Source organism: Sulfuriferula sp. (genome assembly GCF_054605375.1).
Genome location: NZ_JBTSEG010000005.1, coordinates 20,351 through 36,741 on the forward strand (window position 1 = coordinate 20,351; position 16,391 = coordinate 36,741).

Sequence of the window (16,391 nt, forward strand, 5' to 3'; positions counted from 1 at the left end):
CGCCATGGAGATGATTTCAGCATTTCATTTTTTACGCCCCCTTTGGTTGATAGCGCTATTGCCTTTGGGCTTGATGCTGTGGATGATGTGGCGGCGGCGCCTGCTCAGCCGCAGCTGGCAGCGGGTGGTGGATCCGCGCTTGCTCGCGCATCTGTTAATTGGGAAAAATGCCCGGCAGGGTCCATGGGCAATGTTTGCAGTGGGCCTCGGCGGTCTGCTGGCGATTCTTGCGCTGGCCGGCCCAGCCTGGCAGAAATTGCCGCAGCCGGTATTCCGACAGCAATCGGCATTGGTGCTGGTGCTTGACCTGTCACTCTCGATGAACGCGACCGATATCCAACCCAGCCGCCTGGAACGGGCAAAACTGAAACTGCGCGATATTCTGAACCGGCAAAAGGAAGGCCAGACAGCACTGATTGTGTATGCGGCTACCCCATTTGTGGTGAGCCCGCTGACCACCGATGCGCAGACTATCGTCAGTCAACTGGAGGTGCTCACCCCCGCACTGATGCCGGCGCAAGGCTCTCATCCCGGACAGGCAATCAGTCTGGCACAGAAACTGTTGAAGCAGGCCGGTGTTGCGCATGGCGGCGTGCTGCTGATTACCGATGGCCTGAACGGCAGCGAACCGGATTCACTCAAGACAGCCATCAGCCGTCTGGTCGGGGCCGGCGACCGATTATCAGTATTGGGTGTCGGCACGACTTCTGGCGCGCCGATCCCGAATCCTGCGGGTGGATTTGTGACCAACGACAGCGGTGCCATTGTCATTCCCCGGTTGGACGATACCAGTCTGGCCGCACTGGCCAGCCAGGGTCATGGGGTCTATCGGCGCCTCAGTCCGGATGACAGCGATTTTCATGCTTTGCTGGCGCCCTTCAAACCTTCCTTTGACCAGCAGCAGGATACCAGGGTCCATGGTCTGATGAGCGATCAATGGCGCGATGAAGGTCCATGGTTGCTGCTGCCGCTACTGCTGCTTGGAGCGCTGGCTTTTCGTCGTGGTTATCTTGTCATGTTGCTGCTGATCATGTTGCCGCAGACGCATCCCGCCTATGCATCAGGATGGAGCAGTCTGTGGCAACGCGACGATCAGCGTGCACAACAAGCCATGGACGCCAATCAGCCACAACTGGCTGCCAAACTTTTCCATGATCCCCAGTGGCGTGCGGTCGCCGATTATCGCGCCGGCAATTACCAGGCAGCGCTGGATAATTTGAAAGGTATCGACAGCGCAGAAGCCGATTACAATCGCGGCAATGCCCTGGCAAAAATGGGCCGCTTGCAAGAGGCGATTCAGGCTTATAACGCAGCCTTGAAACGCGATCATGAATTGGGAGATGCCAGCTATAACCGCAATCTGGTCGAAGCGTTATTAAAAAAACAGCAACAAAAAAAGCAACAGAATCAACCTGAAAAGCGGCAGAATCAGCAAGGCAAAAACAACCAGCAGCCATCTTCCAAAGGCGATCAACAGAAAAAATCCGCAGGACAATCGCAACAGATGCCGCCAAAATCTGCGCAGGGAAATCAGCAGCCCGATCAGAAATCCGGCCAGTCCAAGCAAAGTCAGAGCGAGGCAGGCAAACAGAAACCGGATACCGGTCAGCAGCAGGATAATGCCGAAAATAAGGCCGCGTCGCCACAACAGAACACAGCCACCCAAAAGCAGGCGCAAGATCAAGCTCAGCCACAACCGCAGACGACAGAGCAGCAGTCGGCACCGTCAGGCAGCGCACAGGCAGCAGCCGATGCACAGACACAGCGCAAGCAATTGCAGCAAGCAGATGAACAATGGTTGCGGCGTATCCTTGATGATCCCGGTGGCCTGTGGCGGCGCAAATTTCTTTATCAGTACAAACAGCAACAGCAATTTCAACAGAGTGAAAAACAGCCATGGTAAAAGCTCGTTTTAATCAATTTCTGATTTTTCTGATCGCCGCATTTTGTGTGCTGTACTACACATCGGCATCGGCCACGTTACAGGCTCAGGTTGACCGTAATCCAGTCGCCATGAACGAGTCGTTCAACCTCACACTGCAAAGCAGTGACAGCAATAGCGGAGACCCCGACCTGAGTGCATTGAAGCGTGACTTTGCCGTGCTTGGACAAAGCAAAAGCAGCAATTTTCAGATCATCAATGGTCAGATATCACACAATACCCAGTGGCAGATCAGCCTCATGGCGAAACAGGCCGGGCAATTCCAGATTCCCGCGCTCACCATTGGCAACCAATCCAGCGCGCCGATCAATGTCACTGTGACCGCAGCAAACCAGACAACCACTTCTCAACAAAATAAAGACGTGTTTCTGGAAGTCAGCGCTTCACCGCAGACAGTGCATGTGCAGCAACAGATCATCTTTACCGTGCGTCTGTATAGCGCACTCAGTCTGGGCGATAACAGCAGCCTGAGCGATCCGACGTTCCCCGATATGGATGCGGTGGTCGAACGACTGGGTAAGGATCATCCGTTTCAGGTGATGCGCAATGGCCAGGCTTATTCTGTGATTGAACGGCGCTTTGCCGTATTCCCGCAAAAAAGCGGGCAATTCAGCAGTGCCCCTATCGTATTTGATGGCAGCGTCGTCGAGGCCAACCAGAACGGCGGTTTCTTCGCAATGAATCCCTTCAATCAGAGCACACGGCCGCTGCGTCTGAATTCAAAAACGATTGCGTTCACGGTTAAACCAGTTCCCGCGGGTAATGAAATTAGCCAATGGCTACCGGCCAGCAACCTGCAATTGACGGAGAAATGGTCAGCCAACCCACCCAAATTTACGGTGGGCGAGCCGATCACACGCACGCTGACCATCACCGCAAACGGTCTGACCGCAACCCAGCTCCCGACACTGGATAGCGGAAAAATTGATGGGCTCAAGCTTTATCCCGATCAACCCACGCTGAAAAACGGCCAGGATGGCGACGGCATCATCGGTACACGTGAACAAAAAATTGCCTACATTCCAACGCGCACAGGGAATATCACTCTGCCTGCTATCGAGATCAAATGGTGGAACGTCAATACCCATCAAGCCGAAATAGCACGTTTGCCTGCACGTAGCGTAATGGTTCTACCCGGCAGTGCGAATCCGGCATCCGCTCCGCCCTCCTCGCCTGCTGCGCCCACGATCACAGCCTCGGCACCGGCCACTGCATCCGTTCACGCGCCCCCGTCTTCCGGCGTTTTGACCAGCAGTTCGCAGCGCTGGTGGGTGTGGCTGGCACTGTTGCTTGGAATCGCCTGGCTGATCACGCTGCTTGTCTGGTGGTCGCGCACACGCAGGCAATCGCCTCGAACCCTGAACAATGCTGCAGCTGAAGAACCACTTGGGCAACTGGAAAAACGATTCAGAAAAGCCTGCATGGAGAACAACGCCCCACAGGCCAAAACCGAACTTCTGGCCTGGGCAAAACAACGTTGGCCGCAGACATCGCCAGCCAGCCTGACTGCCATGGCTCGGCTGTGCGAACCTGCGCTGGCCGAGGCAATTGCACAACTGGATAGCGCCTTGTATTCGAATACCCAGGCGCAGTGGCATGGCGATATCTTGTGGAACTTATTTAATCAACATAAACCGGATGGTGCCCGGATTAAAAAAGGAAAGCCTGATTCTCTGGAACCGCTATATAGAAATTCATAAGAATGATGTAGCGTGGTTGGGTATCCGCACCTCGCCTATTCGTGGTTTTATCCACTAATATGAATAAATATATGAAAATGCATTTTATTATTGCGACATTTTGCCTGCTTGGCTTGGCGTCGCCTACGTTTGCAGTCGATGCCGGTTTGATGGCTGGCATTGACGCGCTGAGCCACGGTTTCGCCAAGGTCAATTATCAAACGCCAAAAGAGGCGCGCGTAGCTGCATTTCAACCACTGATCATTAAGGCGAAGCATCTTCTCAAAACCTATCCTGACGCGCCAGAAGCCATGATTATGGATGCGCTCATCCTGTCCAGCACAGCCGCAGTCGAAGGCGGTGTGGATGCGCTGATCAAAGTGAGGGAAGCCCGTGAGTTGCTGCTGCATGCGGAAAAAATCAACCCGCAGGCACTGGATGGTGCTGTTTACACTTGCCTGGGGAGTTTGTACGCCAAGGTGCCGAGTTGGCCAATTTCCTTCGGCGACCAGGATAAAGCCCGCAAGTACCTGAAAAAGGCGTTAAAACTCGATCCGGTCAGCATCGATGCGAACTATTTCTACGCCGATTTTTTGGCTGATCAAGGCGAATATGTCCAGGCCGTTTCTCATCTTCATCTGGCTTTGCAAACCCCGCTGCGCGCGGGCCGCGAAGATGCCGATACTGGGCGTCGCGATGAAGCGGCCAAACTGCTAGCCAAAATCAATATGGCGCATAGACAGGAAATCGCCGCGCACTGAAACGCAGCTCTCGACAAATTCCAGCGCATTGCCATCCGGGTCGCGGCAAAATAGCGCAGACCGGCCGGACTGACTGATGGTGTAGGCCACACCGGCATTGTCGAGACGTGCCTTGAGTTGGGAAATATCTGTGACGGCAAGCGCGATATGGCGGTCGCGCCCGCCATGTTCGGGGCGCGCCAGGCCCGTCTCCGGGTTGGGCAGGCAGATTAAATGTATCTGACATGCACCGATGTCGTACCAGACCCCTGTAAAACTCATCTCCGGACGCTGAGGGCTGGCGCTCAGCCCCAGCACACCTTCGTAAAAATCTCGAGCGCCGCTCAGGTCATCGACCAGTAGCGACGCATGCAGCAAGCGCGTAACAATCGTCATACCGTTTCTTCCTTGTGTTCCATGTGGCCGGAAAACAGGCTGGCGACCACAATCATCGCGGCGCCCAGCCATTCCTTGCCGTGCAGCAATTCGCCCGCCAGAAAATAGGCAGACAGCGCCGCTACCACCAGTTCAAACAGCAGAATCACAATGGCGCGGTTGGCTGCCACCTGCATCAATCCATACTGAATCAACAACGTGACGCCCAGCATGGCAAAAGCCACCAGCACCAGGCCGCCCCAGATCATCGGGCCCAGGTGCGTCAAGCCGGCAAAAGAATACGGTTTGAGCAACAGCAACGGCAGCGAAATCAGGGTTGCACCCAGCCATACGCCGAGCGATTTGGCCTCGATGCTGATATGGCTGGCGCGGCGCGACAACACATTGGTCAGGGCAAAACTGAAACCGGCGGAGAGCCCCATCCATTCCGCCCAATTCGCCGGCAGCGGCAAGCGCCCGTCCGGCTGCCAGAGCATGATCACGGCTCCACCCAACGACAGCAGCATGACGAGGTAACCCACGCGCCCCAGACGCTCGCCCAGAATCAGGCGCGAGAACGCAATGGTCCACAATGGCGCCAGGTAAAACAGCAGCATCACGCGCATGATCTCGCCGTCGATGACCGCCAGCACATACGCGATATTGGTCCAACCCGAACTGAACACAATCGCCAGCCACAGCCACATGCTGCCGCGCAGGGTGCGCAAAGCCTTGAAATAAAATGGCACGCCAATCAGCAGCGCCAGCCCGTAAGTGATGAAGGACGCCATCAGGCCGGACACCCCCGCCTCACTCAGCAGGCGGTAGGGATACCAGATCAATCCCCACAAAGTGGCGCTGGCAAGCAACGCGAGAATAGGTAAAACCGGGTTTTTGTTTGGGTGCTTGGTTGTGTGCTGCATTATAATTACGCTTTTTCCATCGTTTGCGGCCATGAACCCATACCTCGACCGCCTCCAGCCTTATCCGTTCCAGAAATTACGCGAGCTGTTTAACGGCATCACGCCGAACCCGCAATATACGCCGGTCAATCTTTCCATCGGCGAGCCCAAGCATGCCACGCCGCAGTTTATCAAGGATGCGCTGATTGCCAACCTGGACGGACTGGCGAGCTACCCGCTCACCGCGGGTGTGGAAGCCTTGCGTCACGCGATTTCCGCCTGGATCGCCCGCCGTTACGGTATTCCCGCGCCCGATGCCAGCACCCAGGTGTTGCCGGTGAACGGCAGCCGTGAGGCGCTGTTTGCGTTTGCGCAGACGGTGATCAACCCGTGCTTCGCCAGCCCGGTGGTGATTTCGCCCAACCCGTTTTACCAGATTTACGAAGGCGCAGCATTGCTGGCCGGCGCGCAACCGCATTATCTGCCGACACTACCGGAAAATGGTTACCGCATGGATTTTGCCAGCGTACCGGAAACCGTGCTGGCACGCACCCAGCTGGTTTATGTGTGTTCGCCCGACAATCCCACCGGCCGCGTGATGGACATGGACGATTGGCGCGAACTGTTCGAATTGTCCGACCGTCACGGTTTCATTATCGCCGCCGACGAGTGTTATTCGGAAATCTACTTTGACGAAACCCTGCCCCCGCTGGGCGCGCTACAGGCCGCGCAGCAACTGGGGCGCAGCGACTACAGGAATCTGGTGGTGTTCTCCAGCCTGTCCAAGCGCTCCAATGTGCCGGGCATGCGTTCCGGCTTTGTCGCGGGCGATGCGGCGCTGCTCGCCAAATTCCTGCTCTACCGCACCTACCACGGTTCGGCGATGTCGCCGACCATCCAGATGGCCAGCGTGGCTGCCTGGAACGATGAGGCGCATGTGATCGAGAACCGCCGCCTGTACGCGGAAAAATTTGCCGCTGTGCAACCGCTGCTGGCGCAAGTGATGCCGGCGTCGATGCCCGACGCAGCGTTCTACCTGTGGGCACAGGTGCCGGGCGGCGACGACACCGCCTTCGCCCGTGACCTGTACCGCGATTACCATGTCACGGTGCTGCCGGGCTCGTATCTGGCGCGCGATTTTGCCGGGGTGAATCCGGGCAAGGGTTTCATCCGCATTGCCTTGGTCGCTGCGCTGGCCGAGTGCGTGAACGCTACGCAAAAAATTCATCAATTACTCGAACAACACACTTCAACCAATTAAAAGGAAACAAAAATGACCGAAATCCAGCAACTCATTGAAGAAGCCTTCGAGCGCCGTGCCGACATCAACCCGCGTAACGCCGATGCCAAGCTCAAGGACGCCGTCGCCCACGTGATTGAAGAACTCGACAAGGGCCGTCTGCGCGTCGCCAGCAAGGAAAACGGCGAATGGGTCACCCACCAGTGGCTGAAAAAAGCCGTGCTGCTGTCGTTCCGCCTGGAAGACAACTACTTCATCAAGGGCGGCTTCACCAACTATTTCGACAAGGTGCCGTCCAAGTTCGCCGACTACAACAGCCGCGATTTCCGCGACGGCGGCTTCCGCGTGGTGCCGCCCGCAGCTGCGCGGCGCGGTTCATTCATCGGCAAAAACGTCGTGCTGATGCCGTCCTACATCAACATCGGCGCATATGTCGATGAAGGCACCATGGTCGACACCTGGGCCACCGTCGGCTCCTGCGCGCAGATCGGCAAGAACGTCCACCTGTCCGGCGGCGTCGGCATCGGCGGCGTGCTCGAACCGGTGCAGGCCAACCCCACCATCATCGGCGACAACTGCTTCATCGGCGCCCGCTCCGAAGTGGTCGAAGGCGTCATCGTCGAAGACAACGTGGTGATTTCCATGGGCGTGTACATCGGCCAGAGCACCAAAATATACGACCGCGAAACCGGCGAAGTCATGTACGGCCGCGTCCCCGCCGGCTCCGTCGTGGTCAGCGGCAACCTGCCCTCCAAGGACGGCAGCTACAGTCTCTACTGCGCGGTGATTGTGAAGAAGGTGGATGAAAAAACGCGCAGCAAAGTAGGCATTAACGAATTGCTGCGCGGAATTTAAGGTTGTTGTTTGGCTGAAGGATGGTCGCGATTTTTGCTGGAGAAGATCATCCTTGGCCTCATTTATTCATAACCAGCAGATATTGCGTATTTACAAAACGGATATGCTAAAAAATATGAAATGGGCGGCCTTCTCTCTGTTACCCGGTATTCCACTGCTAATAGGGCTAGTGAATTCAACGCAGGCCCAATGGATCCAGGAAACGCAGAAAGCTCAGAATATCCTCGCTACTATCTCGGCCGCTCACCACCTGACGGTTTGGGGAGTCATCGTAGAAAATAAGATTATTTTCAAACAAGGCATGATTGATATTATTGCTCAACCCATACCAAACCAATTGTTTAATACCGGGGATACTACTCTGGATATTTTCTTTGATACTCACCCGCCTGCAGCGCTTGAAATATCAAAAGAAGCAACCACGGATCTTCATGCCCGTTTTGTGAAGCGCAAAGGCGCTCTGAAGTGGGCAGCGGTCAATGGTTGGGCAAAAGCGCTGATCCAGGACAAAATGCCTTGGAAATAGTTGATACCAGTTCCGGATAAAAAATATAAATCCTGGAAGCTTCACGAAATAAATCACGGATTATAAATAATAAGAGGCGATCTACAGTCCCCCGTGCCATCTTTCAAGAACGCCTTGTGACTGAGTGATATGAATAGCTCGCTCAGTTCACCTACATGCCAGCCTGTTGCTGGCAAAGTGTTATCCTGACGAAGAGTTATATACTTATAACTTGTAACCACACTATTTCTTGATGGTTCGTTTCGAGGCCAGTGGCACTAGAAATTGCCACCTGCAAATCACAAAAAACGCTAAAATGTCATTTTAAAACAATGCAATAATAGATAAATTTCGAGGCAACACTTTGTCAAATGGTCCGCTATCCATGGATTACCCATAACCAATAAGACGAAATCCGCCGACAATGGAATTTACTCAAGAACAGCTCTCAATATATAGGGCCCTCCTTACAGCGACTAAAAGTTTGGCTCAGGGCAATACGCCTAATGAGGTATTGAGTGCTGCTTGTGATGCGCTGGTGGCGTCCTCCGCACATATATGTCTGGCTTGGATGTACTTGGGGAATCCCGCATCTGAATCAATTACACCGTCCTATTCTGTAGGCAGAGCATCCGGGTATACCCATGGTTTGGTACTTGATCTTTCTGAAGAAGCGAAGAAAGGCCCCGGCCGTCGTTCATTGGAAAATAACGAACCGGTTCTGGTAAAAATACACACCGATCTTAGTTTTGGTATTTGGCGGGATAATGCAATTCAATATGGTTTACAAGAAGGCCTCACCTTGCCGATTGGTGACCCAAATCATCCTTTTCGGGGATTGATAGTAGTTTTTGTTGACACACCAGATTACTTTGAGCAGGTAGGCATCGAGCCGTTCATAGCTTTTTCAGAGTTGGCAACGGTGTCATTGGATCAGGCGCGTTTAAAAATATCTTTAGAAGAAATGGCTTCAATTGATCCTTTGACTGCGCTTCTCAACCGCCGGGCATTTCAGGAGGTCATTAACCGCGAATACGCGAATTCACAAAGAACAACAAAATCTTTTAGTTTTATTCTCTTTGATCTTGACCGGTTCAAGATGCTTAATGACAATTACGGGCACGACATTGGCGATAAATTTCTGCTCGGTGTCAGCGAAGTAGCTAAGCAAACGCTACGCACCAGCGATTGGTTATGCAGATGGGGCGGTGAAGAATTCTTGGCACTTCTTCCTGATACAGATGAGCAAGACGCTTTCAAAATTGCTGAACGGCTCCGTAATAAAATTGAAAAGCTGTCAATTCAGTTCAATGCGCAAAAAATCAAGGCAACTGCAAGCATGGGTATCGCCAGCTATCCACGTGATGGTGATTCATCTGAATTCCTGATTAAAGCAGCGGATGCTGCGCTGTATGAAGCTAAAAAAACCGGCCGTAATCGCGTGGTAGCCGCTAAAGATAAGCGCGAAATTTATTCCATAGCGGCCAAGCTTAGCCAGGCCATTGAATCGAATCGACTGGTGCCAGCATATCAGGTGATTGTGGACCTGAAAACAAGAATTCCCGTTGCAGAAGAGGCCTTGGCCCGGCTCATTGATGAATCCGGCAATGTGATTGCCGCTGCGGACTTTATTTCGGCCGCAATGGAGTTACAGCTAACCCACCTGGTGGATTATCAGATCATTCGGCAAACCATGCGGCACTGTGCGGAAAATATAGCGGGCGGTGGTGAACAGATCGCCCACTTCGTCAACATTTCCGCGGATCTTATGCTGCATCAAAATTTGATCCAGAATTTGTTCGATGAAGCTCAAGCCGCTTGTATATCGTGCGGGGTGGATATGGGTCCCATGAAACCATTGGTGCTGGAAATCACGGAAAGACAATTGCTCGGTGATGCAAAGGCGGTAAAAGCAAAACTTGCACCATTCATTGATTATGGAATGCGATTGGCTATTGATGATTTTGGTAGTGGTTATTCTTCATTCCAGTATCTTGCCGACCTGCCAGTTTCATTTCTAAAAATTGAAGGCAGTCTCATCAGGCAGGTAAAAGACAAGCGCATTAGAAAAATCGTTAAACGAATAAGCGACATCGCAAAAGACCTGCAGTTGATCTCCGTAGCCGAATTTGTTGAAGATGAAGAGACTGTCGAGATTCTTTGTGATCTGGAGATTGACTGGGCTCAGGGTTATTTCTTTGGCCACCCGACTCTGATTAAGAATTTATAGGATTGCACAGAAAAAATACGCAGATAGATAGCCTCTTGGCATCGTCATTGCAGTAACCCAAAACATCGGGCTCTACAAACGCTCAATACCTTAGCGCTATCTGAGAACCGCATCAGTCAGATCATTTTTTGATCGTACAGCCAGGTCGTTACCCGATCGCTGAGAATGGGTTAGCATCTGTGCAACTTGAGCCGCCCTGTGTTTCCCTAGATAGCAGTGGATATACACTTTATCGTGCGGATGATTTCGTAAAATTTCCTGAATCCTGGTGAGGGCTGTCGCGTTGAGCAAGCTATTGGATGGCTGGCTACTATTCATCGGAGTATTGTATTCAGTGATATCCAATTGACTGGATAGCGCGTTCTCACGTCGGATTAGGGACTTCTCATAAATGAGATTCTGGTCAAGCAGAGAGATGACGACTGTCACACCGCGGTGGCGCAAATTGGTCAATAGGCTCACATCTGGATATGGACCGACGATGACGTTAGGCATGACCTGACGAACCCTTCCCTGAAGTGAATGCAAGGGAAAAAGATAAGGCTCAAACACTGCAAAATTTGACAGCGCAAAGTAAACCGGTGCTGACGCAATCACCATTAGCAATACAACACGCAGCAACACACCGGGAAATCTGGCGAGAATCGATACAGTTTTATTAAAAAATTTCACGGCTTCGCCACTTCGCTGGCTGATTCCACGATGGCTTCACGCTTATGTACGCCCCAATGGCTGCGCCATATCTGGAATGTGCCGATAAGCCGTTCTACAGTTACCAATTGCCTGTAACCAAGATATTCGAGCGTTCCCAGAATGGCAATCTTGTACGAGTCGCGGATTCTGGGATATTTATGCAAGGTGAAGTTATCCAACAATACGGCCGCTGCGTTCAACCACATTCCCCAGGCAATAGAGAGCACAAAAAACAGCGCGGCGTAGGTTGGATTGAGTAAATTAAACAAGAAAAACAGTATAAATCCGAAGTAGCCAATAAATTCAATAATGGGACCGAGTAATTCCACGAAGAAAAAATACGGCATGCCGATCATGCCAGCCTTGCCATATTTGGGATTAAAAAGCATGACCTTGTTATGCCAGAGGCTGTCGACCAGGCCACGCTGCCAGCGATTGCGTTGGCGCAGCAAAGACAGCAGATCTCCCGGTACCTGAGTCCAGCACACGGGCTCCGGAACGTAACGCACCTTATACTTGATTTTATTTTCCACGCAGTGTCGGTGCAGGCGCAAGACCAGATCCATGTCCTCCCCCACCGTCTTGCGGAAGCCTGAAATGGCCAGTACCAGATCCTTCCGAAAAATCCCGAATGCCCCGGAGATGATAAGCAGGCTCTCCATTTCATTAAAGGCTACCCGACCGGCCATGAATCCACGCAGATACTCGGAAATCTGGATGTTACTTAAAATCCCTTTCGGTGCTCGTACCTCTACTACCTGTGAATCCTTCACAGTACAGCCATTAAGCACACGCACAGCACCCCCAGCCGCAATGAGTTCTTTGTCGATCAGGAATTGTTGCCCCATGCGCAACAGGGAGTCTGGCTCCAGCAGAGAATCGGCGTCGATAGCGCAAAAGAGTGGATAGCTGCTGTAGTTTAAGCCAACATTGAGCGCGTCAGCTTTGCCGCCATTGGTTTTATCCACCACCCATAGCCGGGGGTCGCTCCTGGAGCGCAAGACGTTATGAACAGCTGCCGTTTCAAGGGTTTGTTTAGGTGGGCGGTCGATTTGTACAAGATTGAATGCCGCATGTAATTCCTGCATTGTGTTATCGGTCGATCCATCATTAATCACAATGATCTCGAATTCCTCATACTGCAGTTGAAGCGTACCGCGCACGGAATTAACAATGTTCAGTTCTTCATTGTAAGCAGGAACCAGAATGCTGATGGGTCGCAAATTACTTAGGCTGACCAGGTCATTCAGACGGGAAAGGCCCGGAGTCGCTTCAGATGATTGCTTGATAAACAAAAATGCGTAAATTGTGATAATGGTGTATGTGATATTCAGAAACAGAAAATACAGCAGGATGAGTACCTGATACACAATCAAGAATAAGGCGGCTGTTTCCATGCAATTAACCCAAAGCCAATGAAAAAATTGCCATTGTTTTGGCATAAGGATCGGTTTTGTTCTCACCTACTTCGAGCAAGACTCGCTTGCCTCGCTCCTGCATGGAGCGCAGGGTCATCGCGGTCGCGTAACGTACATCGAAGCTTGGTGAGTTCAACAAACTGCCGAGACTGGATTCAACTTGACCGTCGTGGTATTCGCAACTGCGAATGGCAGCAATCTGGACAATGGTGTTGCCGGAGCTCAAGCCTTCGATAATCAGGTCGTCGCAAAGCTTCATGGCGTGCAACGCGCGCATGGCGGAAACCTTGATGATGGTATCTTCGGACTTGATGGCACAGGCAACGATAGCCGGGGCCAGAGCATGAATGTGCTCCTTGCCGATCGATAGAATCAGCGCCGAAAGATTGCCGGGGCTGGTTTCCTTGCGTTCCAGGCTGGCAACAAGAACGGCGTGCACCTGATCGGCGCTATGGGCATCGAGCAAGGCGCGAATAGACGTGCGGAACACGCCTTCGGCAAAACTCGCCGATAATTCCGGCCGGGCATCCATCACAATGGACAGACGCTGGAAATCCTCGGGCTTACCAAGACTGCTGGAACAAGCGTAAAGACAATTGCCATAGACTCGAAGATTTTCTTCATGCTCAGCATATTCAAGCAAGGCGTCGAAAAAAACCGGCATGTGCAAATCGTGTATGGCACTCATGCATTGATAGCGCCTGCCCCAGTCCTTGGCGCTTATGGTTTTCAGCATAATCGTTTTGATGCCTGTTTCGACAATGTCCTGTTGTATCGCAAGCCGGGTATTTACGTCCTTATAGTCCTGATCGCGCAATGCTTCTGCCAGACAAAGCGCCTGCTCGAAAGTCTCCACGTGAGATAAGTTCGATGAGGAACCCGATGCAATGGATATCAGGATGCCCCGATTATGCGCGATCAGTGCAGTGCGTTTTTTCATCTGGCGCAGTACGTGATGTTTGTGCAATCCCAGTCCCACAAATAACGTCAGCAGCGAAATCAAGAAAAAATAGATACTGGCATGCATCACCCACAAGGTGAGCGCAGGAAATACAAGACCGTCAATCGTCTCCACTTACCACCTCTTCGTCACGGCAAATTCAAGGCCGGAACGGTTGTACAGCGCCGCCCGGTGCTCATAAAACGCATCCAGCATCAATGCCACATCCGGCCTGATGTTAAACACGCGACCAATTTTGATGCTGTAGGTGGGCGTCTTCACAACAGACGAGGCAATGCCAAGCTGTTCTCCAGCCATACCACCCGTCAAATAGGCAAATGTGCGACCACCATCGGCGTTCAGCCAGACAGGGTTGAACATGAGGCTGTAGGCGTTGGTTTCCGGCACATAGAACATGCCGGTGCGTAAATTGAATGTGTCATTGATGGGAAAACTCACGCCTGCAAACAGCACATTGGCAACCGTATTATTGAAAACCAAATGTCTGACACTGCCTTCCAGGCTGAGACTGCCGAGTTCCTTGGACAATGCCAGGGTAATCGATTCGCGCGCAAGAAAAGTGCCGGACGGGCTATAAGTGACGGCAACTTCGCCGCTATAGCCGTTACCAAGTGCCCGATAGATATGTACGCCATAGGCAGTGGCGGATTGTCCAAAGCGGCGGGCCTGGTCTATCGTACCCACGACCGTCCCCAGGTGGGTGTCCATGCGCAGTTGCAATCCAAAATTGTTGTCGCCCGGCAGATTGCCGGTAGAGGATGCGACGCTGCCGCTGACGGTCACAGCCATGGGATACAGTGCGCGCGTATCGCCGGCCAGAGCAGCCAGTACCGGGCGCTGTTGCTCTGCAGAAAGCCTGGAGAAGGCTTGTTGAGCCTGTCTGGAATGATGACCTTGCGCCAGAAGGATGACGGATTGCACCGCAAAATCCGTATCTTTTGGATAGCGTTGGGCCATCGCAGCATAGATTTGTTGTGCCTGATCGGCCTGGTGGTTCGCCATATAGGCCTTGGCCAGAATCAGGCCCGCCCGGTAGGCATCCGGCCCTGAGGTATACAGTGGTTCAGTAATGATGATCGCCCCCGCCGCATCGCCGCTATCAAGCAGGTGCCGGGCTTGAGTCAGTGCCAGATCGGATTCGAGTAACCGAGCTTGCGTGGCAAGCCCGGTATCTTTCGGATAACGTTGAGCCATCGCAGCATAGACTTGTTGCGCTTGCTCGGTCTGTAGATTCACCATATAAGCTTTGGCCAGAATCAGGCCTGCCCGATAGGAATCCGGGCCCAGGAGATACAAGGGCTTGGCGAGACCAATCGCACCCGCAGCATCACCGGCATCAAGCAGATGTTGGGCTTGGGTCAATGTCATATCTTGACTGCAAGACTGTAGAACTCTTTGTAATTCCGGATACCGGGTCTTGCGCTCTTTCAGACTGAGTTGCTGGTAACCCTGGAATTGTCCTTGTGCGCACTGCAGCCGTAACCAGATAGCGGTGACCTCCGGATTTCCCGGGTATTTTTTGCGCAGCTGCTGAGCAAGACGATTGGCTAAATCAGCCTGCTGCGTCTGCAACGCGTGCGAAATTGCCCGGATATCATGGTCGTAACCCTTTACCGGTGCGGCTAGAGCGAAGGGAGCAACCGGCAGGCTAAGGGCGGCACTGGCCAGATACGCGCAAATTTGTTTGAATTCAATCATGGGTCCATACCTCATCAAGACCATTGATGATCCATCCGTGAAAACTGCGATAGGGCACGGGCGAATTGGTCATCGCAAACAACTTTTGTGTGTCAGGAAAGAAAGACAGCCGGGAGGCAGGAATATCCACACGCTGCACGACGGGATGCAGGTCGCGAGGATCGCGGGTAAGGAAAATTTGATCACCTTGAGTACGGATGGCTGTATCGATCAGTGCTTTGCTCAACACGATGCTGGATTCATCCGGCAGCCGGGTAACTTCCAGGCCGAGGTCAACCGGTTTGCCGAACATCTCCCCGATGCACAAGGCATTGTTGGCTATATCCAGAACCTGGTTCAATTGCGTGCGATAACTCATGATGGCGAGACGATCCACATTCGCGGCGACCAGCCCCATCAGATTGTTGCCGTGCAAAGTCTTGTGAGCAAACCAGAAAGGGACAGCGGCACCAAGTTCGATGCGCCCCGCAGCCGCGGCTTTCAGGGAGGCGAGTAACTGGATGTATTGATCAAGAATTAAGGTTTCCTGCGCTCTATAGGATTTGATCAGATAGGGCTCAATATCGAACTGGATTCCGGAAAACCCTTGCTGATGAGTGGCGTTGTACTGCAGTACGTTGTGCACTATACGCAGTGGCGCCTTTGGGTCCAGAACGTCGTCTGGTGAGCCGGCAAGCGCCACTACCCGGATACCTGACTCGTTGGCCAGATTCAGCAAATGCGCGAACGAAGCCAGATCGGGCTGAACCTGGACGTTGATTTCATTGATGCCGTGTGCGTGTGCTCGCTGAATAAATAGCACGGCTGCCTCATTGTTTCGTACAAGTTCCGAAGAGCGCCACACCCAGGCACTGAGGTTTCTGGCTTGGCCCGGAGCTGGCGATACTTGTGTGCATGCCATGCGTGGTACGGATTGCTCGGCTTGCGGCTGCTGATCCAGGTAGCTTACTTTTTTGAGTTGGTGATCAAGATAGGAAAATTCGACAAATCGGGCTTGCTGCAGTGGCCTGGCTTCCAGTGCGATAGAAGGTGATGAAGAGGATGGGATGTTGCTGGCGCAACCTTGAAGAAGCACAAGACAGATAATCCACAGCATCCCCAAAAATCCATCTGCTTTTGACCTGCTTTTTATTATGTTCGCTCGAAACAACAT

Annotated in this window: 14 protein-coding genes; 7 read left to right on the top strand and 7 right to left on the bottom strand. The window is 52.7% G+C overall.

Annotation, left to right across the window (positions count from 1 at the left end):
• Window positions 1-4: 4 nt before the first annotated feature.
• The 3 genes from ACYCZJ_RS04745 to ACYCZJ_RS04755 all read left to right on the top strand — a co-directional run bounded on the left by ACYCZJ_RS04745 (window position 5) and on the right by ACYCZJ_RS04755 (window position 4,382).
• Complete coding sequence (locus tag ACYCZJ_RS04745; RefSeq protein WP_461553074.1) at window positions 5-1,903, top strand: VWA domain-containing protein; 1,899 nt, start codon at window positions 5-7, stop codon at window positions 1,901-1,903.
• Window positions 1,897-3,642 (top strand): BatD family protein, encoded by a 1,746-nt coding sequence (locus tag ACYCZJ_RS04750; RefSeq protein ID WP_461553075.1) that lies wholly within the window; start codon window positions 1,897-1,899, stop codon window positions 3,640-3,642. Before ACYCZJ_RS04745 ends, ACYCZJ_RS04750 begins: the two co-directional genes overlap by 7 nt.
• Before the next feature lie 71 nt (window positions 3,643-3,713).
• A complete protein-coding gene (locus ACYCZJ_RS04755) occupies window positions 3,714-4,382 on the top strand; it encodes a tetratricopeptide repeat protein (RefSeq protein ID WP_461553076.1) in 669 nt (222 codons plus the stop codon).
• Here ACYCZJ_RS04755 and ACYCZJ_RS04760 read toward each other — a convergent pair.
• Together ACYCZJ_RS04760 and ACYCZJ_RS04765 are read right to left on the bottom strand one after the other, a co-directional pair.
• Window positions 4,335-4,757: a VOC family protein gene (locus tag ACYCZJ_RS04760; RefSeq protein ID WP_461553077.1), complete on the bottom strand. Its 423-nt coding sequence runs from the start codon at window positions 4,755-4,757 to the stop codon at window positions 4,335-4,337. The genes ACYCZJ_RS04755 and ACYCZJ_RS04760 overlap by 48 nt on opposite strands.
• Complete coding sequence (locus ACYCZJ_RS04765; protein WP_461553078.1) at window positions 4,754-5,659, bottom strand: DMT family transporter; 906 nt, start codon at window positions 5,657-5,659, stop codon at window positions 4,754-4,756. Before ACYCZJ_RS04765 ends, ACYCZJ_RS04760 begins: the two co-directional genes overlap by 4 nt.
• 31 nt (window positions 5,660-5,690) lie before the next feature.
• Between ACYCZJ_RS04765 and dapC the strand changes: the two genes are divergently transcribed.
• From dapC to ACYCZJ_RS04785, 4 genes are all read left to right on the top strand, one after another.
• On the top strand, window positions 5,691-6,899 hold the full coding sequence (gene dapC / locus ACYCZJ_RS04770; RefSeq protein WP_461553079.1) for a succinyldiaminopimelate transaminase: 1,209 nt from the start codon (window positions 5,691-5,693) through the stop codon (window positions 6,897-6,899).
• A gap of 12 nt (window positions 6,900-6,911) precedes the next feature.
• On the top strand, window positions 6,912-7,733 hold the full coding sequence (dapD, locus tag ACYCZJ_RS04775) for a 2,3,4,5-tetrahydropyridine-2,6-dicarboxylate N-succinyltransferase (RefSeq protein WP_461553080.1): 822 nt from the start codon (window positions 6,912-6,914) through the stop codon (window positions 7,731-7,733).
• 52 nt (window positions 7,734-7,785) lie between these two features.
• Window positions 7,786-8,259 carry a hypothetical protein gene (locus ACYCZJ_RS04780; protein ID WP_461553081.1) on the top strand — a complete coding sequence of 158 codons (474 nt, stop codon included), beginning with the start codon at window positions 7,786-7,788 and terminating at the stop codon, window positions 8,257-8,259.
• A gap of 403 nt (window positions 8,260-8,662) precedes the next feature.
• Entirely contained in the window at window positions 8,663-10,468 is a 1,806-nt protein-coding gene (locus tag ACYCZJ_RS04785; RefSeq protein WP_461553082.1) for a putative bifunctional diguanylate cyclase/phosphodiesterase, read from the top strand.
• Between the two features lie 96 nt (window positions 10,469-10,564).
• Here the strand turns inward: ACYCZJ_RS04785 and ACYCZJ_RS04790 are convergent, their stop codons facing one another.
• From ACYCZJ_RS04790 to ACYCZJ_RS04810, 5 genes are read right to left on the bottom strand one after another with little or no spacing between them, the layout of a single operon-like run.
• Window positions 10,565-11,140, bottom strand: a complete 576-nt coding sequence (locus tag ACYCZJ_RS04790) for a protein-tyrosine phosphatase family protein (protein ID WP_461553083.1) — start codon at window positions 11,138-11,140, stop codon at window positions 10,565-10,567.
• Window positions 11,137-12,558, bottom strand: coding sequence for a glycosyltransferase family 2 protein (locus ACYCZJ_RS04795; RefSeq protein ID WP_461553084.1), 1,422 nt, complete (start codon window positions 12,556-12,558; stop codon window positions 11,137-11,139). The genes ACYCZJ_RS04790 and ACYCZJ_RS04795 overlap by 4 nt, the downstream gene beginning before the upstream one ends.
• A gap of 4 nt (window positions 12,559-12,562) precedes the next feature.
• The gene (locus tag ACYCZJ_RS04800; RefSeq protein ID WP_461553085.1) at window positions 12,563-13,654 is read right to left on the bottom strand and encodes a HEAT repeat domain-containing protein; all 1,092 of its coding nucleotides are present in this window, start codon (window positions 13,652-13,654) and stop codon (window positions 12,563-12,565) included.
• Window positions 13,655-15,238 (bottom strand): YaiO family outer membrane beta-barrel protein, encoded by a 1,584-nt coding sequence (locus tag ACYCZJ_RS04805; RefSeq protein ID WP_461553086.1) that lies wholly within the window; start codon window positions 15,236-15,238, stop codon window positions 13,655-13,657.
• On the bottom strand, window positions 15,231-16,334 hold the full coding sequence (locus ACYCZJ_RS04810; protein ID WP_461553087.1) for a hypothetical protein: 1,104 nt from the start codon (window positions 16,332-16,334) through the stop codon (window positions 15,231-15,233). The genes ACYCZJ_RS04805 and ACYCZJ_RS04810 overlap by 8 nt, the downstream gene beginning before the upstream one ends.
• Window positions 16,335-16,391: the final 57 nt, after the last annotated feature.